Source organism: Lactococcus sp. S64, from assembly GCF_016516525.1.
GTDB classification, from domain to species: domain Bacteria; phylum Bacillota; class Bacilli; order Lactobacillales; family Streptococcaceae; genus Lactococcus; species Lactococcus lactis.
Genome location: NZ_JACVUQ010000006.1, coordinates 41,859 through 60,962 on the forward strand (window position 1 = coordinate 41,859; position 19,104 = coordinate 60,962).

Consider the following 19,104-nt stretch of genomic DNA (forward strand, 5'->3'; position numbering starts at 1 on the left):
CTATAAGAATTCCTTTAATCTTGAGGTTTTTCATGTTCAAAAAGTGGAGAAACTGGACGTCCTTCGTGGATACGAAGAATAGCACTGGCTAAGTATTCAGCTGCACTCAAATATTTTACATTTAAAGGTTTGCGATGGTTTGTTACAACAGAATCTGTGACCAAAATTTCTTTGATATCTGCTTTTTCAAGAACATCAGCGGCTCCGCTAGTAAATAATCCGTGGCTGGCAACTGCATAAATTTCACTTGCTCCCGCTTCGCGTACAACATTTGCAGCGTTGGCAAAAGTGACCCCAGTGTTCAAAATATCATCGATAAGAATAACTTTTTTACCTGAAACATTACCGATAACATATCCGTTTTCACGGTTTTTGTCATCATCTTCATAGTCAACAATGGCAATTGCTGACTCTAAGTATTCAGCAAGTGAGCGTGCACGTTTAATCCCAGAATTTTTTGGTGCAACAACAATCACGTCATCACCAAATAATCCACTCTTACGGTAGTAGTCAGCAAAAAGTGGGACAGTAAACAAGTTGTCTACAGGGATATCAAAGAAACCTTGTACTTGGACAGCGTGAATATCGAGGGTTAATAAGCGGTCAGCTCCAGCTTTAACAATCATATCAGCAACTAATTTGGCTGTGATTGGTTCACGAGAAGTCGCAGTACGGTCTTGACGAGCATATCCAAAGTATGGGATAACAACGTTAATTGTACGAGCAGAAGCACGTTTACATGCGTCAATCATGATTAGTAATTCCCAAAGGTGATCGTTAACAGGGCAGCTTGTTGATTGAACAATAAAGATGTCTTGACTACGGACACTTTCTTCCATGTTAATCATAATTTCACCGTCGGAAAACTGTTTTGAAGAAAGTTTTCCTAGAGGAACTCCTGTAAACTGGCTAATTTTCTCAGCAAGACCAGGGTTTGAGTTTAAGGCAAAAAGCTTTAAGTGTGAATCAGAGTAAACCACGATTTCTCTCCATTTTCTTTTATGAAATAATATAGTTCTATTTTAGCAAAATAATGGTGATTTTCATAGTCTATATCTGTAAATATCTTTGTGAATTAATCTGAAAATAAAATTTGAGAGTATTTTGAATAATTCTTTCAAGCAAAAAATTATTTCACAAACTTAAAATTCTAATAAATTAAAAAAGCGCTTTAATGCTTGATGTATAAGCGATTGAAAACATTTTCAAAAAAACGAGAATGTAAAGTTTGTGAAAGTTCGTGCAAAGTCTTGCGTTTACAAAAGCGAAGTGTTACAATGGTTCTGTAAGGTTCGTGAAAGGTAAGTGTTACGAACAAATTATTTATTTTTAGGGGAATTAAAAATGAAAAAAACAAAAGTGATCTCACTTCTTGCAGTTTCAGTACTCTCAGTTTCTTTACTTGCCGCTTGTGGAAGTAATAACTCTTCAAGTAGCTCTGATAAAAAAACAGAACAATCATCAAAAGCAGAAGTTTTTGCTGGTGCAACTCAAGGAACAAACAACTTCTCTGATTTGCAAAAAGGCTTTGCTAAAAATGGAGCTTGGTTGAATGCAACTAAAGGTGATATGGATGCTTCTGGGAAAACTTTGACTGTTGAAGGTCTTTTCTTAGGTGACGGACAAGTCGCTCGTAAATTGGCAATCTACAATCAAGATAGCAGCCACAAAATTACTGACCGTTATACTTTGACAGTTGATAAAATTGAAGTGAAATCTCCTGGTTTCTATATTTCAAATGGTACTGTTAAAGGGAATGTTGATGTATTTGCAACTGGCTTCCACGGACAAACTGGTACAGGTGTTGAAGGACAAGCAACAATTGATGGTAACTTGACTTTTGCTAGCCAAGACCTTCTTGATGCTTACAATAAATTACCAGATGCTCAAAAAGTTAAAGTAACTGGTACAACTTCAGTTGTTAAAGGTGATGTTGTTTCATTCAAACCTGGTGGAATTACAGCTGGCGCTCACGGAAATGTAACTTATTCATTTGAAGGAAATGGTACAGATACAGAAACTGGGGCAACAACTGGTACTGCTGATGTTTCAGTATTGAAAAAAGCACTCGGTAAAAATGGTGCTTGGCTTGTAGCTACTAACGCTGATGTTGATGCTTCAGATAAAGACCTTACAATTGATGGTACTTTCCTCAATGAAAAATCAGCTGTTCAACGTACACTTGCAATGATTAAACAAAATGATCAACACCAAGTCACTAAATCTTATACTTTGACAGTTAAACGCTTGATTGTTAACTCACCTGCTTTCGATCTTGAAGGTGGTAATATCAAAGGTGACGTTTATGTCGGTAAAGATGCTTCAATTATGGCACGCGACATGAAAGGGACTGATGGTCAATCAATCCAATCTGAAATCACTGGAAATCTTTACTTTGCAACTCAAGAACAACTTGATACTTACAAAGCTCTTCCAGCTGCAAACCAATTTAAAGTCTCTGGCGAAGTTGCTGTAAAAGCCGCTAACTAATGAACTAAAAATTGTCTAAAAGGCTCTCTATGAGCCTTTTTTTCTTACTTAAAATATAGTATAATGGGACATACGTGTAGTTCTATACAAAAGTGAATCTGTCAGTAAAAATGTTACTGACAGAAAATAAAAAAGTTTTTGTCAGTGAAAAATTACTGACAAGAGGTTCAGTAATGACAGATTGATTTTTGTTTAGAAAACATAAAGCTAAAATATATTACAAAAGCAGGAGACTGGACTGTTAGAGAAAGTTCATAGCATTTCAAGTCAAGGAGAAAAACATTGGCAAAAGAAACATTTTCAATCGAATTTGCAGGTCGGACATTAACTGTTGAAACAGGTCAAGTTGCAAAACAAGCAAATGGTGCTGTTGTTGTACGTTATGGAGATACAACTGTTTTAACAGCCGCTACAATGGGTAAAATGGCTACGGGTGATTTCTTCCCACTTCAAGTGAACTATGAAGAAAAAATGTATGCTGCTGGTAAATTCCCAGGAGGTTTCAACAAACGTGAGGCTCGTCCGTCGACTGATGCGACATTGACTGCTCGTTTAATTGACCGCCCAATTCGTCCTATGTTTGCTGAAGGTTTTCGTAATGAAATTCAAGTCATTAATACTGTTCTTTCTTATGATGAAAATGCTTCTGGTCGTGTGGCAGCAATGTTTGGCTCTTCTTTAGCGCTTGCAATTTCTGATATTCCATTTGATGGACCAATTGCAGGTGTAGAAGTTGCTTATATTGATGGAGAATATATCATCAATCCAACTGTTGCGGAAAAAGAGGCATCAAGTTTGGAGCTCTCTGTTGCGGGAAATATCAACGCAATCAATATGGTTGAATCTGGGGCCAAGGAACTTTCAGAAGAAGTGATGCTTGGTGCACTTTTGGCAGGACATAATGCTGTTAAAGAATTAATTGAATTTCAAAATGAAATTGTTGCAAAAGTTGGAAAAGAAAAAGCTGAAGTTGAACTTTTGCATGTTGATGAAGATTTAAAAGCCGAAGTGATTGCAGCTTACAATTCAGATTTGCAAAAAGCAGTTCAAATTGAAGAAAAATTGGCGCGTGAATCTGCGACAAAAGCAGTTAAAGAGGCGATAATTTCTGTTTACAGTGCAAAATATGAGAACGATGAAAATCTATCAATCATTTTGCGTGATCTTGCTGAAATTCTTGAAGGAATGGAACATGCGGAAGTTCGTCGCTTGATTACTGAAGATAAAATCCGTCCTGATGGACGTAAGATTGATGAAATTCGCCCGCTTGATGCTGAAATTGACTTTACCCCACGTAATATTACACATGGGACAGGTTTATTTACTCGTGGTCAAACCCAAGCTTTATCAACATTGACTTTGGCACCAATGAATGAAGCACAAATCATTGATGGTTTGAATGATGAATATAAAAAACGTTTTATGCATCATTATAATTTCCCACAGTATTCTGTTGGGGAAACAGGACGTTACGGGGCACCTGGACGTCGTGAAATTGGTCACGGAGCGCTCGGTGAACGTGCTTTAGAACAAGTATTGCCTTCTTTAGAGGAATTCCCTTATGCCATTCGTTTGGTCGCTGAAGTTTTAGAATCAAATGGTTCGTCATCACAAGCTTCAATCTGTGCAGGAACACTTGCACTGATGGCTGGTGGTGTACCAATCAAAGCACCAGTTGCTGGGATTGCGATGGGCTTGATTTCTGACGGAACAAATTATACTGTTTTGACAGATATTCAAGGGCTTGAAGACCATTTTGGTGATATGGACTTCAAGGTTGCGGGAACTCGTGACGGGATTACTGCGCTGCAAATGGATATTAAAATTTCAGGAATTACACCAGAAATTCTTGCCGAAGCTCTTGCACAAGCAAAAACTGCACGTTTCCAAATTCTTGATGTAATTGAAGCAACAATTGCACAACCTCGTGAAGAGTTAGCACCATCAGCACCTAAAATTGATACAATTACAATTCCTGTTGATAAGATTAAAGTTGTCATCGGTAAAGGTGGCGAGCAAATCGATAAAATTATTGCTGAAACGGGCGTAAAAATTGATATTGATGACGAAGGACTTTGTTCAATTTTCTCTTCTGACCAAGCAGCGATTGATCGTGCTAAAGAAATTATTGCTGAACTTGTTCGTGAAGCAAAAGTTGGTGAAATTTACGATGCAAAAGTGGTTCGTATCGAAAGTTTTGGTGCTTTTGTAAATCTATTTGGTAAGCAAGATGCAATGGTGCATATTTCTGAAATGGCTTGGGCTCGGACAGAAAATGTTGAAGATGTTGTGAAATTAGGTGACACTGTCAAAGTTAAAATCATGAAAATTGATGACAAGGGTCGCGTAGATGCATCAATGCGTGCTTTAGTTGAGAAACCAGAAGGTTATGTTGAGCCTGAGCGTAAACCAAGAGAACGCCGTGAAAATGGTGACCGTCGCAAAGGTAACGGAAATAGTAACCGTGGTAATGGTTTTGACCGTCGTAATAATGACCGTAATAATCAGGGAAATAAAGTTGGAAACCACAGTTTTGAGCTCCGTGAACGTAAATCACATATTGATGAAGAGTTTCCAGAACTCTCAACTAAAAAACCAGAATAAGCTCAATCATAAAATGGAAAAGCTGTAAAAATAGACCTTGAAATAAAATAAAATTTACTGATTAAAATGCTAGCCTATCCAGAAGTCATAGATGGCTAATGGATAGATGATAACCGAAATGTGATTATTCATGCTTGGATTTCTGTCAGTAAATTATTTGTTTATTTAGCTTGTAAATAATCACTGACAGGTCTGTCAGCAAAAAATATGTCAAATTATAATCTCAATCCAGAACTAGATGAACGTTTGCGAGTTTCATTAGCAAATCCAGGCTCATTTATGGAAGACCTCTCATTGGTCTATGCTTTTCATCAATTTCCAGTATTGGCACCAAAATCAGTTTTCTTTGTTCCGATTGAAGACCATAAGGCACTACCTGTTTTTACAACAGAAGAAGAACTTGAAGTTTTCCTGTCAGAACTGACAGACTTTGAGACGGAATGGGAATTGCACTCATTAATTGAAATTTTAGACCAATTAATGGAAACGGATATTGATATTTTAGCAATCAATCCTAAATTACCTCAAGATGAAGATAAAGGCAACACCGTTTACTTTGGGACACCAGAATTAATGCAATTTTTAGTTCATTATACTGAAATTTTGAATAAAGTTTTTAGTCCGGAAAATCTTGAGGCTGAACAAAGAGAAAAATATTATTTCGTTCCAGCTTTCGTCACAACAAGTGGTCAGAGAACTTTCCCTAATCTAATCAATCAGGACAATGAAGAATATCTTCCTTTGTTTGATAATTTAGATAGTTTGGCTAAATGGCACAATGAAGCCTACTTTAGTCAAGCCTTTAAGGAAAATAATGGACAAGTTCTACTTTTAAAAATTGATGAATTATTAAATGGAGAAGATGAAGCCATAAATGACTTAGGAAAAAGCCTAGGAATTACTGTAAATCCTTTGGACTACTCACAAGAAGAAGTTCAAAATTCAATGGTCACTTGGGAAGAATTAACAAGAGATTAAATCAATTGAAAGCTTGATTTAGTCAATTACACGTTTTTGAATCAACAAAGCCCACAATGCTTATGGTATAATTTACTATAAGTATTTTTTAACGAAGTAGGAAAAAATGAACGAAAAAAAGAAAGGTTTTTGGTCTGAAGCAATTCGAGTGACCAAAGAAAATGATCCGGCAGCTAGAACTGCCCTGGAAGTCTTTTTGACCTATCCAGGAGTAAAAGCTCTTGCAGCTCACCGAATTTCACATTTTCTTTGGCGTCATCATTTGAAACTTTTGGCTCGGATGCACTCACAATTTTGGCGATTTTGGACTCAAATTGAAATTCATCCAGGAGCAGAAATTGCCCATGGCGTCTTTATTGACCATGGTTCTGGATTAGTTATTGGTGAAACTGCCATTGTTGAAAAGGACGTCAAGCTTTATCATGGAGTTACCTTGGGGGGGACAGGAAAAGATAAAGGGAAACGTCATCCAACAATTAGACAAGGGGCATTAATTTCTGCCCATTCTCAACTTTTAGGTCCTATTGAAGTTGGAGAAAATGCAAAAGTAGGGGCGAGTGCTGTTGTGGTAACAGATGTTCCGCCAGAAGTAACTGTTGTTGGAATACCCGCAAAAGTTGTTCGAGTTAAAGGTAAAAAAGATGTCGAGCGCATCACAAGCCTTGAAGAAAAAAGAGAAGCAAGCTATCATTCATCACATCTGTGAGGAGAAATGAGAAGTGAAAAAGAGAAAAGTAGCCATTTATGAGGGACATTTACTTGCAACTTTAAAATCATTTACGGATGCTGTTATGTCTATCATTGCAACGATTATGGTTTTAGAAATTCCTTTACCAAAACTTATTGGCAATAATCAGTATGATTTTCGTGAAACAAGCAGCTCACTCATTATTTTCTTTGTGAGTTTTCTGGTTGTTGTTTCTTATTATTTTCAATTTAGTAAGTTCTTTGGACGCATAAAGAAAATAAGTGGTTGGCAGATTTTTGCTTATACAATTTTTCTCATGCTTGTCTCACTTTTTCCCTTTATGACCCAAATTGATAATGGAATTCATCCCGCATACTTCACAATCATCTATGTTTTATATATTATTGTGACCTCACGGTTTGCTTCTTTGATTATCAAATATACTTACCGCCTGAATGAAATAATAATTAGCAGACATCAGTCACGTAAACCTTGGGATTTGATTGTGATGTCTGCACTTGCTATTGTGATTTCGAGTATTGGATATCCTGCTTATACGGTGGTTCCATTGCTCTATTTACCAATACGTTCTCTTATCACCTCTATTGTTTATGATGAAGATTAAGAAGGAAATAGAATGAAAATATATAATACTTATAGTCGACAGCTAGAAGATTTTCAGCCGATTGAACCTGGAAAAGTAAAAATGTATGTCTGCGGACCGACCGTTTATAATTACATCCATGTGGGAAATGCTCGTTCTGTTGTTGCTTTTGATTTGGTTAGAAAATATTTGGAATTTCGAGGATTTCAAGTTCAATATATCTCTAATTTCACAGATGTTGATGATAAAATTATCAAGGCAGCAGCTAATGAAAATATCAGTACTAAAGAACTTTCTGAACGTTATATTGCTGCTTTTTATGAAGATACTGATGCTTTAAATGTTAAAAGAGCCAGTCAAAATCCGAAAGCAACAGAATTCATCGAAGCGATGATTGAGTTTATTCAAGAACTAGTGGATAAAGAATTTGCTTATGTTTCTCAAGGAGACGTATATTTCCGTGTATCTAAATCTAAAGATTACGCTAAATTAGCGAATAAAAATCTTGCAGATTTACTTGCAGGGGCTTCTGGACGTACTGATGAAGAAACAAAACTTAAAGAATCACCAGCCGATTTTGCTCTTTGGAAATCTGCAAAAGCTGATGAAGTTTCTTGGCAAGCGCCTTGGGGAGCTGGTCGTCCAGGCTGGCATATTGAATGTTCAGTCATGTCAACCTCATTATTAGGTGAAACAATTGACATTCATGGTGGAGGAGCAGATTTAGAATTTCCACACCATACAAATGAAATTGCACAATCTGAAGCAAAAACTGGGCAAAAGTTTGTTAATTATTGGATGCACAATGGATTCGTAAATGTCGATGGTGAAAAAATGTCTAAATCACTAGGCAATTTCACAACTGTTCATGAACTCCTTCAAGTAGTTAATCCACAAATTTTACGTTTCTTTTTAGCAACTACTCATTATAGAAGACCAGTCAATTTTACTGATGATGCACTGACAGAAGCTGAAAATAATATCAAAAAAATTGAAAATGCTTATCGTCATTTGGATGAGCAAGCTGAGTCTAATTTGTCAGCACTTACGACTTTCAGAAATGATTTTGTTGCTGCCATGGATGAAGATTTCAATATTGCCAATGGAATGACTGTTTTTTATGACTTTGTTTCTTGGGTTAATAAAGGAAACGGTGGGCCTGAGGTCAAAGAATTTTTTGACCAAGTTTTAGAAATTTTAGGGATTAAATTTAAATTTGAGCAAAGTTTGGACAGTGAAATTGAAGCCATGATTGAAGCAAGACAATTGGCACGAGAAGTCCGTGATTTTGCGAAGTCAGATGAAATTCGTGACGCTTTGAAAGCTCAAGGGATTGTTCTTGAAGATACAAAAGATGGGGTACGGTGGCATCGTGAATAAGCAACAAGCAGAACTTTTGAATGGTATTGCACTGGCCTATATTGGGGATGCGATTTATGAGGTCTTTGTGCGTGAGTATTTATTAGATAAAGGCCTGACAAAGCCCGCCATGCTTCAAAAAAATGCAACGAAATTTGTGTCAGCTAAAGCACAAGCAAAAATTATTTCTGCAATGGATGAAGTTGATTTTTTGACTGAATATGAATTGACTTATTTCAAAAGAGGGCGTAATGCTCATTCTAAAACGACGGCCAAAAATACCGATGTTGTTACTTACAGAATATCAACGGGTTTTGAAGCTGTTGTTGGAATTCTCCATTTAACGCAACAAAAAGAGCGACTTCAAGAATTTTGGGATTTTTGCCTTAAAACAATTGAAGCAGATCTGGTTTAAAGTTTATTAATTACAAAGATCAAAGTATTAAGCAAATTATTTTAAAAAAAGAAAAAAATCCGCTAGAATAGGTATGCAAAGATACAAAGAAAAAATCAGCGGAAAGAAGAAGAGATGTATAGAGTAGTTACAATGTACGGCACCGATGAACCATGGTGGTTCTTCGACGGCTGGAAAGAAGATATAGTTTCAGTAGATGAGTTTGATGATTTTTATAAAGCTTTAAAATGTTATAAAAAAGAATGGTTTGAAATGGCTGAGAATTTTAAAGAATTCACTAGCAAGTCTGGCTTGCAAACAGCATTTTGGAAAAACGGAGATGAAGAATGGTGTGAAGACTGTGTAGGTTATTTACAGCGCTATCACAGCATTGCTTTGTTGGAAGACTGGCATGCGATTCCGCTTGAGAAAAAGCGCTCAGGTTATAGTAAAAAATCTGGAGAACTCCCAGAACGTTTCTGTTCCATGAAAACTGAAAATTAAAAAATGAGAAAGTTTACTGACTGAGTAAGCTTTCTTTTGTTCTGATAGAATAATCGTAAGCATTTCATTGGTAAGAAACTTGAAATTATATTATAATTATTTTATAATATAAATCTAATGTTAGGAGGCGCTATGAAGAAACCGTTAATTATATTAGATGGATTTTTAATATTACTTATCGCAGTTCTTGGACTGGCATTATTTCATAATGTTCAGGAACAATCTAAAGAGCATTCACTATCGAATTCAACAGCAAGCACACAAAATTCGACTGAAAATAAAACAAAAACAAATAATACAGGAATCAAAATAAACACCAAAGAAATCAAAAAAGAAAATTTTATAACACTATCAGGTCTTTGGAAGAATAGCTCAATTGCTAAGAAAACTAAAACTCTTGTTATTTCAGGTCCTTCGGCAACTTTTGAGGGTCAACAATATGACTTAACTTTGGAAGGAGTGAGTTCAGAAAATGAGCTACCTTATTTGAAGTTGATAGGTGAAGGAATTAACTCAGGGAAGTTTCTAGGCATCTATCCACAAGGGAGTGCTATTCCAGTAAGATTAGCTAATGGTAAAATTGATTACGCAGGTCAATATGATCCTACTGACAAGAAGAAAGATCGTATCATTCTTTTTAATGATTATATGTCTGCTCAAGATATCATTGAGCAAGTTTTATACCGTGAATTGGAAGAAATCTTTTAAAAACAGTCTAAGATTTAAAATGATAAGAAAATAGTCTTGAAAAAATGTTTAAAATGAGTTAAAATATCATTATCTTAGATAAGAACTCGATGGTCAAAGCTCGGGAAAATATGACAAGGGACTTTTAAAAGTTACTGACAGAAAAATCAATTGTGATTATTTTCTGTCAGCAACTGATGAGAGGATTTTTTGACATATTTTTCACAGCTTTGGCTTTTTTATTTGCAAAATATTTACTGACAGCTTTTAACAAGGCTAATTAAGGGCTATAAAAGCTGTCAGTAAAAGAATGATTAATAACTCTGTCAGTATTTTGCAAGAACTTTTATCAAAATATAAAGAAAGGCGAATTTAAAAAATTCGTAGTAAACAATGAATTTTCAAGAAAATTATGATGTTGTTGTCATTGGAGGAGGACATGCAGGGGTTGAAGCTTCACTAGCAGCTGCACGGATGGGCTCTAAAACATTACTCATGACGATTAATCTTAATATGGTTGCCTTTATGCCATGTAATCCATCAATTGGTGGGTCAGCTAAAGGAATTGTTGTCAGAGAAATTGATGCGCTCGGTGGTGAAATGGGTCGCAACATTGATAAGACTTATATTCAAATGAAGATGCTTAATACCGGAAAAGGTCCAGCAGTTCGAGCTCTTCGTGCTCAAGCCGATAAAGATGAATATGCCGCTTCAATGAAGAATACAGTTTCTGACCAAGAAAATTTGACACTCCGTCAAGGAATGGTTGAAGAACTTATTCTTGATGAAGAAAAGAAAAAAGTCATCGGAATCAAGACTTCGACAGGAACTAAATATGGTGCTAAGGCAGTAATTATCACTACAGGAACAGCTTTGCGTGGTGAAATTATTATTGGAGAACTTAAATATTCTTCAGGACCCAATAACTCTCTTTCATCAATTGGTCTAGCAGATAATTTACGTGAAATTGGATTTGAAATTGGTCGTTTTAAAACCGGAACCCCTCCACGCGTTTTGGCAAGTTCTATTAATTACGACAAAACAGAAATTCAACCAGGTGATGAAGCGCCTAATCATTTTAGTTTTATGAGCTCTGATGAAAATTATCTAAAAGATCAAATTCCATGCTGGCTCACTTATACTACTGAGAATAGTCATACTATTTTGCGTGATAATTTACACCGAGCACCACTCTTTTCAGGAATTGTTAAAGGAGTAGGGCCACGTTACTGTCCTTCAATAGAAGATAAAATCACTCGCTTTGCTGACAAACCTCGTCATCAACTCTTCCTTGAACCAGAAGGACGAAATACAGAAGAAGTCTATATCGGTGGACTCTCAACTTCAATGCCTGAAGATGTCCAATTTGATTTAGTTAAATCAATTCCAGGACTTGAAAATGCTCAAATGATGCGTCCGGGTTATGCTATAGAATACGATGTGGTGATGCCTCATCAACTCCGTCCAACACTTGAAACAAAATTGGTTTCTGGACTATTTACAGCGGGACAAACCAATGGGACCTCAGGCTATGAAGAAGCAGCAGGGCAAGGCTTAGTAGCTGGAATAAATGCAGCACTTAAAGTTCAAGGAAAGCCTGAATTTATCTTAAAACGTAGTGAAGCCTATATTGGGGTAATGATTGATGATTTGGTAACTAAGGGAACGCTGGAACCATATCGTCTTTTGACATCACGTGCAGAATACCGTTTAATTCTTCGCCATGATAATGCTGACCGCCGTTTGACTGAAATTGGCCGTCAAGTGGGCCTTGTTTCAGATGAGCAATGGGAACATTACCAAGCAAAAATGGCTCAATTTGACCGTGAAATGAAACGATTGAATTCAGAAAAACTCAAACCTTTGCCTGACACACAAGAAAAATTAGGAAAATTAGGCTTTGGACCAATTAAAGATGCGCTGACAGGTGCAGAATTTTTGAAACGACCTGAAGTTCACTACAATGAAGTCATCGATTTTATCGGACAAGCACCAGAAAAGATTGATCGTACCGTCATTGAATTGATTGAAACTGAAATTACTTATGAAGGTTACATCAAAAAAGCAATGGACCAAGTGGACAAAATGCATCGCTTGGAAGCGAAACGAATTCCTAAAAATATGGATTGGGATAAGCTTGACTCAATTGCTACTGAAGCCCGTCAAAAATTCAAAAAAATAAATCCAGAAACGCTGGGACAAGCGAGTCGGATTTCAGGTGTAAATCCTGCTGACATCAGTATTCTCATGGTTTACCTTGAAGGAAAATAATTAAAAATTAAAATTTTACTGACAAAAAGTTACTGACAGAAAATTTTGGGGAGAGTCCTTGTGTTTTGGCACTGAGGAAGCAACTTAAAATTTTCGTCAGTAACTTTTTTTCTTGTGGAATACTTTAAAAGTTGATAAAATAGGCTTAAAGAAGGAATGAGGGAAATAGATGACAGAAATAAAAAATATTATTTTTGATTGGGACAATACACTTTTCCCTTTTAAAGAAAAATATTGGGAATTAGCTCACCGCCAACTTTTTTCAGAACAATTAGGACCATTTACTGACCAAGAGCTCAACCGTTTCATGGAGAAATACCATGAATTTGATGAATTGCTTTGGCCACAAGTCCACCAAAGAAAAATGACGCTTGAAGAGCTAAGAGAAGAAAGATTAAGTTTGACTATCGAATATTTTGATTTGAAAGTCGATGAAAATTATCTTACAGGCTTTTTCAAAAAATTCTTGAATAGATTGTTTGAATTGATAGAGCCTGATGAACAACTCATCCAAAATCTAAAAAACCTTTCCAAAAACTACAAACTTGCCCTATTAAGTAATGGGGGTCATGTGGAGCAGAGAGAAAAATTACGTCGTTCTCAAGTTGAAAAATTATTTTCGGTTTACATCTCTGGTGAAACAGGCTATCTGAAACCAGATGCGCGTGCCTTTAAAAACGTGCTCACCAAAGAAAATTTCCAAGCGTCTGAGACTTTAATGGTTGGAGATCTTATCGAACATGACATCAAACCCGCCCAAGAGTTGGGAATGAAGACAGCATATATTGGACCTGAAAAAGAAACGATTGCTGATTATGAATTTACAAACATTCAAGATTTTTTTGATTCATTTATAGAAAAAAACGGTGATTAACCGTTTTTTATTATTGGACTAATTTTAAAGAGTCAGCAGCTAAATAAAGTCTGTCAATAGGCTTGTTAGACAACCGATAAATTCCATTTTTGTTAAAAGTAATCTTTTTTTCTTCAAAAGTTTCGTTAGAACTTTCAAGGTAAAATGTAAAATCACCAACAAGATTACCAGTAATAACAAGAGCTATGTCATTTGAACCACGTAAAACCTTTAGCCAACTATTAGAATTTAAAATATATTGGATGCCCGCTTCGTCATCAAAAGATAGAATATGGGAAAATTGAATAGAGGGACAAGTTGTTTTATGATTTTCGACTATTTCCTCAAAAATCGAAATTTCATCATATTCAATCAGCTGGTCAAGAACTTCACTGACCAATTGCGCAGTTAACAAACGGTCACTTGCAGGAATAATTGAATGTTCATTTTCGTTATTTGAACCATCAGTAATATAAAGCTCATGCATTAAACCCATGGCATACATTCTTTTCCGATGAATTGACCAGTTTTTTGTTTTTTTGATATCTTCAGTAAGATGAGTTAAATCTAGTGGAGTCATAGATAATCCTTTCTATTTTTAATTTGATGCTGATGACACTTGAAAAAGTCGTAGAGAATTGTCATCCATCACTTGATAGGTTTTGAGTTGATTGGAAGTTTCTGTAGCACTGGTATTAAAAATTGTAATGAGTTGAATATCTGACATTTTATTCTCCTTTCGATAATTTTAGTTTATTATAATTATTTTATCATTTTATTTTCATTTTATTGAATGATATGGTGTTTGAAATTATAGAAAAAATGCTGAATTGACAAGATTAAAGCCATATTCTAAAATTGTATTCTATAAGTGTCAAAAAATTAGAATTATAATCAGAATTAGAGATAAATTTTACTATAAATAATAAAAAAAATTAAGACTTGACAAGTCTTTAAATAATTGATAGAATAATAGAGTTGAAAAGCAGAAGCACCCGCTTCTCGCCTTAGAGGTTATAGCCCTGGGCAAACGAATGGAATTATTCAAAAACGAATGTTTTCATGAGCGGGGCGAGATTGTCGTTCCGCTTTTGTTTTTCTTTAAAAAAGAAGTTGCCTAAATCTTAGTCAACTTTCACATCATATTAGAAGGAGAACGAACATAGCTAAACAAGACAATAGAAAACCTATGATGAACGGTGCAATCCGTGCTCGTGAGGTTCGTCTCATTGGCGCTGAGGGTGAACAATTAGGTGTCACACCAACGTCTGAGGCGCTAATGCAAGCTGAAAATCTTAACATGGACTTGGTTTTAATTTCAAACCAAGAACCACCTGTTGCAAAAATCATGGATTATACAAAATTCATGTTTGAGCAAAAGAAAAAACAAAAAGAAGCAAAGAAAAAACAAGCTGTTGTTTCTGTAAAAGAAGTCCGTTTGTCACCAGTAATTGACCAAAACGACTTTGATACAAAGCTTCGTCAAGCCATCAAGTTTCTTGAAAAAGGCGATAAAGTTAAGGTTTCAATCCGATTTAAAGGTCGGATGATTACTCACCAAGATGTGGGTCGTCAAGTAATGGACAAGTTCGCGCAAGCAACAAAAGAAGTTGCTGTTGTTGAACAAAGAGCCAAAATGGATGGTCGTCAAATGTTCTTGCAACTTGCACCTATTAAAAAATAGGTCTTAACAAGACAACCATCTGAAAGGTTAACCTTTCACCTCTCTATTCGTTGAAAACGAATGTTTAAAATGAATAGAGGTGCAGAATAATTTTTTCTGCCAACTGATATAAATTAAGGAGAATTACAATGCCAAAACAAAAAACTCACCGCGCATCTGCTAAACGTTTCAAACGTACAGGTAACGGCGGTCTTAAACGCTTCCGTGCTTACACTTCTCACCGTTTCCACGGTAAAACTGTAAAACAACGTCGTCAACTTCGTAAATCTTCTATGGTTTCTAAAGGGGACTTCAAACGTATCCGTCGTATGGTTGCGACAATGCGTTAAGCGAACATTGTTCGCTGCATTGGAGCAATCCTCGCAGGAGCGTAAGCGACTAAGAGGGACAATGAAATAAGTCATCTAATTTTCTTGCTCCAACTCAATAAAAAATAAATTTGTCATTATGACAAAATTGAAATCTACTAAGAATTAAAGGAGAACACACATGGCACGTGTTAAAGGTAGCGTTGCAACTCGCAAACGCCGTAAACGTATTTTAAAGCTCGCTAAAGGTTACTACGGAGCTAAACATAAACTCTTCAAGACTGCTAAAGAGCAAGTCATGAATTCATACTACTACGCATTCCGCGATCGTCGTCAAAAGAAACGCGACTTCCGTAAATTATGGATTGCACGTATCAACGCAGCTGCACGTATGAATGGTCTTTCATACAGCAAATTGATGCACGGTTTGAAATTAGCTGATATCGAAGTAAACCGTAAAATGCTTGCTGACATCGCAATCGCTGATGCTGCTGCATTTACTGCACTTGCTGAAGAAGCAAAAAAAGCTTTGGCTAAATAATTATCTTAAAAAATCTGCTGGTTTTCTAGCAGATTTTTTATATTTTAAGCAGACACTCTCTTAATTATGACATTAGGGGAGTGTTTTTTTATTCCGAATATACTAAATTGTTGCAAAAATTAATAAAAAAGAATATAATACCGTAAGTCCTTGTTTTGAAACAAAAGTAATTTGTTTTCAATAAAAGACATTGAGTATAAATAAGAATACAGAATGGAGGTAAATGTGGAAAGTGAAAATATTTTGGAAACAAAACAAGTGAGTGTTGCTTTTCGGATTGCTGGTAAATTTCAAAAAGCAATTTATGATATTGATTTAAGTCTTAGACGTGGTGAAGTTTTAGCCATTGTTGGGGAATCAGGTTCTGGGAAGTCAACTTTTGCAACTGCTGTTATGGGATTACATAACCCAAATCAAACTCAAATTACAGGCTCCATTTTATTGGATGATGAAGAAGTGATTGGTAAAACGGGTGATTCCATGGCAAGTATTCGAGGAAGTAAAGTTGGAATGATTTTTCAAAATCCACTTACTGCGCTTAATCCATTGATGAAAATTGGGCAGCAAATCAAGGAAATGTTGGCCGTGCATGATGTTTATCCAGAAAATCAGTATGAAAGTAGAATCTTTCAACTTTTAGAACAAGTAGGAATTCCAAATCCTAAAAGAGTCGTTAATCAATTTCCTCACCAACTTTCAGGTGGGATGAGACAAAGAGTAATGATTGCAATAGCCATTGCCAATGACCCAGATTTGATTATTGCTGATGAGCCAACGACTGCTTTAGACGTTACCATTCAAGCTCAGATTTTAGACTTGATTTTAGAAGTACAAAAGAAGAAGAATGCTGGAGTTATTCTAATTACTCATGATTTAGGGGTTGTTGCTGAAGTTGCTGATACAGTGGCGGTGATGTATGCCGGACAACTCGTCGAAAAAGCTTCTGTTGAAGAGCTTTTTCAAAATCCCAAACATCCATATACCCGGTCACTTTTGCGTTCAAATCCATCTGCCGAAACAGTTTCGGATGATTTATATGTGATTCCAGGGTCTGTGCCTTCTCTGTCAGAAATTGAGTATGACAAAGATTTATTTCTCGCTCGAGTGCTTTGGATGAAAGAAGAAGCTCAAAAAGTAATTTCGGAAAAAATGACTGAAATTTCTCCAAATCATTTTGTTCGAGGTCAGGCTTGGAAAAAATTTGAATTTCCAGATCAAAAATTGAAAGGGGGTGAAAAGTGAGCGAAATTCTTAATTTAAAGGACTTAAAAGTTTATTATCCTATTCGATCTGGTTTCTTTAATCGAGTGACAGATAATGTTTTAGCCGTTGATGGAGTAGATTTAACGATTCATGAAGGAGAAACTGTCGGTTTAGTTGGTGAATCTGGTTCTGGAAAATCAACGATTGGCAAAACAATTGTTGGTTTAGAACAAATGACATCAGGACAATTGATTTACAAAGGACAAGATGTCAGCAAAAAAAAGATAAGAAACCAGCTCAAATACAATAAAGATGTTCAAATGATTTTTCAAGATGCATTTTCGAGTTTGAATCCACGGAAAACAATTTACGATATCATTGCGGAGCCTATTCGAAATTTTGAAAAATTAGATGCTAATACAGAAAATAAACGGATTCATGAATTATTGGATATTGTTGGACTACCAAAACAAGCTTTAGAACAGTATCCTTTCCAATTTTCTGGAGGTCAACAACAAAGAATTGGAATCGCACGGGCAGTTGCTACTAATCCTAAGTTAATTGTGGCAGATGAACCAGTTTCAGCATTAGACTTATCTGTTCAAGCTCAAGTTTTGAATTTCATGAAGCTCATTCAAAAGAACTTGGGAATTGCATTTCTTTTTATTTCTCATGATTTAGGGGTTGTCCGCCATATGACTGATAATATTGCGGTCATGCACAACGGTCGAATTGTCGAAAAAGGAACACGAAGAGATATTTTTGATGAGCCACAGCACATTTATACTAAACGACTCTTATCTGCTATCCCTTCGATCGATGTTACAAGAAGAGCGGAAAATCGGGAAAACCGTCTAAAAGTTGAACAAGACTTTGAGGATAAAAAAGCAAACTTTTATGATAAAGACGGACACGCTTTGCCCTTAAAAAAAATAAGTGAGAGCCATTGGGCAGCTTTGCCAAAAGGAGGGGAAAATGTGGAAAGTAATTATTAGACGTGTTTTATTGATGATTCCTCAATTATTTATCTTGAGTATCCTTGTTTTCTTCTTTGCTAAATTGATGCCTGGTGATCCATTTTCAGGTTTGATTGGTCCTCATACCGACCCACATGAAGTTGAGGCATTAAGACGGGCAGCAGGTTTATATGACCCTTGGTGGAAGCAGTATCTCAGGTGGTTAGGGCATGCCATTCATGGAAATTTAGGAATGTCCTATAATCTGCACGAACCTGTGACGACTGTCATTGGACAAAGAGCGGTTAATACTTTTTGGATGTCACTTTTGTCAGTTATTTTAACTTACTTAATTGCTATTCCGATGTCAATAGTTGCAGCTCGAAATGAAGGAAAATGGCAAGACCAATTGTGGTTGACCTATAATTCAATTACTTTTGGTATTCCACCTTACGTATTCTATCTCTTGATTATCTTTATCTTTGGTTATAGTCTTAATTGGTTTCCGACAGGTGGGACAGTGAGTCCAAATGCGATGGGAACAATTCCTGTTTTCTTTAGTAAGATTTATCACATGATTCTTCCAGCATTTAGTTTGGCGGTCTTTGGAACAGTTGGAATCTTTACTTACTTCCGCTCAGGAATTTTAGATGAACAAACACAAGATTATGTACGAACGGCTCGAGCCAAAGGGGTCAAGGAAAGAGTGATTTTTAGACGTCATATTTTGAGAAATGCCTCATTACCAATTGCTTCTAATTTTGGATTTGTGATTACTGGACTCTTGGGAGGAGCAATCTTTGCTGAAACAATTTTTGGCTATCCTGGCTTAGGACAACTTTTTATTACTTCAATCACTGGGCGAGATTATTCAATGATTACGGCTTTGATTTTATTAAATGGTTTTTTGGGACTTCTTGGAGCCCTCCTGTCGGATATTATCATGGCAATGGTTGACCCACGAATTCGGATTCAATAAG

At 36.1% G+C, this 19,104-nt stretch carries 20 protein-coding genes and 1 other annotated feature; of the genes, 17 read left to right on the top strand and 3 right to left on the bottom strand.

All coding sequences use genetic code 11. The features are described 5' to 3' along the window. Positions 1 to 14: 14 nt before the first annotated feature. The gene (locus tag IAE51_RS07955) at positions 15 to 980 is read right to left on the bottom strand and encodes a ribose-phosphate diphosphokinase (RefSeq protein ID WP_012898422.1); all 966 of its coding nucleotides are present in this window, start codon (positions 978 to 980) and stop codon (positions 15 to 17) included. A 364-nt stretch (positions 981 to 1,344) separates the two neighbouring features. On the opposite strand from IAE51_RS07955, the gene IAE51_RS07960 reads away from it, so the two are divergent. From IAE51_RS07960 to IAE51_RS08010, 11 genes are all read left to right on the top strand, one after another. Beyond that, positions 1,345 to 2,490 carry a hypothetical protein gene (locus IAE51_RS07960; protein ID WP_058206357.1) on the top strand — a complete coding sequence of 382 codons (1,146 nt, stop codon included), beginning with the start codon at positions 1,345 to 1,347 and terminating at the stop codon, positions 2,488 to 2,490. A 282-nt stretch (positions 2,491 to 2,772) separates the two neighbouring features. Beyond that, positions 2,773 to 5,094: a polyribonucleotide nucleotidyltransferase gene (pnp, locus tag IAE51_RS07965; protein ID WP_200095126.1), complete on the top strand. Its 2,322-nt coding sequence runs from the start codon at positions 2,773 to 2,775 to the stop codon at positions 5,092 to 5,094. 207 nt (positions 5,095 to 5,301) lie between these two features. Further along, positions 5,302 to 6,072 carry a hypothetical protein gene (locus IAE51_RS07970; RefSeq protein WP_012898420.1) on the top strand — a complete coding sequence of 257 codons (771 nt, stop codon included), beginning with the start codon at positions 5,302 to 5,304 and terminating at the stop codon, positions 6,070 to 6,072. Positions 6,073 to 6,178: 106 nt separating this feature from the next. Next, positions 6,179 to 6,778, top strand: a complete 600-nt coding sequence (cysE, locus tag IAE51_RS07975) for a serine O-acetyltransferase (protein ID WP_003132365.1) — start codon at positions 6,179 to 6,181, stop codon at positions 6,776 to 6,778. A gap of 13 nt (positions 6,779 to 6,791) precedes the next feature. Next, positions 6,792 to 7,385, top strand: a complete 594-nt coding sequence (locus IAE51_RS07980; RefSeq protein WP_200095128.1) for a TMEM175 family protein — start codon at positions 6,792 to 6,794, stop codon at positions 7,383 to 7,385. A 12-nt stretch (positions 7,386 to 7,397) separates the two neighbouring features. Beyond that, positions 7,398 to 8,744 carry a cysteine--tRNA ligase gene (gene cysS, locus IAE51_RS07985; protein WP_200095130.1) on the top strand — a complete coding sequence of 449 codons (1,347 nt, stop codon included), beginning with the start codon at positions 7,398 to 7,400 and terminating at the stop codon, positions 8,742 to 8,744. Further along, a complete protein-coding gene (locus tag IAE51_RS07990) occupies positions 8,737 to 9,138 on the top strand; it encodes a Mini-ribonuclease 3 (RefSeq protein ID WP_021722593.1) in 402 nt (133 codons plus the stop codon). Before cysS ends, IAE51_RS07990 begins: the two co-directional genes overlap by 8 nt. A gap of 114 nt (positions 9,139 to 9,252) precedes the next feature. After that, positions 9,253 to 9,621 (top strand): DUF1033 family protein, encoded by a 369-nt coding sequence (locus IAE51_RS07995; RefSeq protein WP_012898417.1) that lies wholly within the window; start codon positions 9,253 to 9,255, stop codon positions 9,619 to 9,621. Between the two features lie 132 nt (positions 9,622 to 9,753). Next, the gene (locus IAE51_RS08000; protein ID WP_023189776.1) at positions 9,754 to 10,329 is read left to right on the top strand and encodes a hypothetical protein; all 576 of its coding nucleotides are present in this window, start codon (positions 9,754 to 9,756) and stop codon (positions 10,327 to 10,329) included. A gap of 372 nt (positions 10,330 to 10,701) precedes the next feature. After that, the gene (gene mnmG, locus IAE51_RS08005) at positions 10,702 to 12,579 is read left to right on the top strand and encodes a tRNA uridine-5-carboxymethylaminomethyl(34) synthesis enzyme MnmG (protein ID WP_033899862.1); all 1,878 of its coding nucleotides are present in this window, start codon (positions 10,702 to 10,704) and stop codon (positions 12,577 to 12,579) included. A 169-nt stretch (positions 12,580 to 12,748) separates the two neighbouring features. Then, a complete protein-coding gene (locus tag IAE51_RS08010) occupies positions 12,749 to 13,453 on the top strand; it encodes an HAD family hydrolase (RefSeq protein ID WP_200095132.1) in 705 nt (234 codons plus the stop codon). A 10-nt stretch (positions 13,454 to 13,463) separates the two neighbouring features. Here the strand turns inward: IAE51_RS08010 and IAE51_RS08015 are convergent, their stop codons facing one another. Then, complete coding sequence (locus tag IAE51_RS08015) at positions 13,464 to 14,012, bottom strand: hypothetical protein (RefSeq protein ID WP_200095134.1); 549 nt, start codon at positions 14,010 to 14,012, stop codon at positions 13,464 to 13,466. 18 nt (positions 14,013 to 14,030) lie between these two features. After that, positions 14,031 to 14,159, bottom strand: coding sequence for a hypothetical protein (locus IAE51_RS12345; protein WP_255528847.1), 129 nt, complete (start codon positions 14,157 to 14,159; stop codon positions 14,031 to 14,033). A 250-nt stretch (positions 14,160 to 14,409) separates the two neighbouring features. Continuing rightward, positions 14,410 to 14,535, top strand: a sequence feature (ribosomal protein L20 leader region). Positions 14,536 to 14,621: 86 nt separating this feature from the next. Between IAE51_RS12345 and infC the strand changes: the two genes are divergently transcribed. The 6 genes from infC to oppB all read left to right on the top strand — a co-directional run bounded on the left by infC (position 14,622) and on the right by oppB (position 19,103). Beyond that, entirely contained in the window at positions 14,622 to 15,116 is a 495-nt protein-coding gene (infC, locus tag IAE51_RS08020) for a translation initiation factor IF-3 (RefSeq protein ID WP_003132354.1), read from the top strand. A gap of 128 nt (positions 15,117 to 15,244) precedes the next feature. Next, a complete protein-coding gene (gene rpmI / locus IAE51_RS08025) occupies positions 15,245 to 15,445 on the top strand; it encodes a 50S ribosomal protein L35 (protein WP_003132353.1) in 201 nt (66 codons plus the stop codon). Positions 15,446 to 15,605: 160 nt separating this feature from the next. Continuing rightward, positions 15,606 to 15,965: a 50S ribosomal protein L20 gene (gene rplT, locus IAE51_RS08030; RefSeq protein ID WP_003132352.1), complete on the top strand. Its 360-nt coding sequence runs from the start codon at positions 15,606 to 15,608 to the stop codon at positions 15,963 to 15,965. Positions 15,966 to 16,190: 225 nt separating this feature from the next. Beyond that, complete coding sequence (gene oppD, locus IAE51_RS08035) at positions 16,191 to 17,207, top strand: murein tripeptide/oligopeptide ABC transporter ATP-binding protein OppD (protein ID WP_200095136.1); 1,017 nt, start codon at positions 16,191 to 16,193, stop codon at positions 17,205 to 17,207. Continuing rightward, complete coding sequence (oppF, locus tag IAE51_RS08040) at positions 17,204 to 18,163, top strand: murein tripeptide/oligopeptide ABC transporter ATP-binding protein OppF (RefSeq protein ID WP_200095138.1); 960 nt, start codon at positions 17,204 to 17,206, stop codon at positions 18,161 to 18,163. The genes oppD and oppF overlap by 4 nt, the downstream gene beginning before the upstream one ends. Next, positions 18,144 to 19,103, top strand: a complete 960-nt coding sequence (oppB, locus tag IAE51_RS08045; RefSeq protein ID WP_200095139.1) for a murein tripeptide/oligopeptide ABC transporter permease OppB — start codon at positions 18,144 to 18,146, stop codon at positions 19,101 to 19,103. Before oppF ends, oppB begins: the two co-directional genes overlap by 20 nt. Position 19,104: the final 1 nt, after the last annotated feature.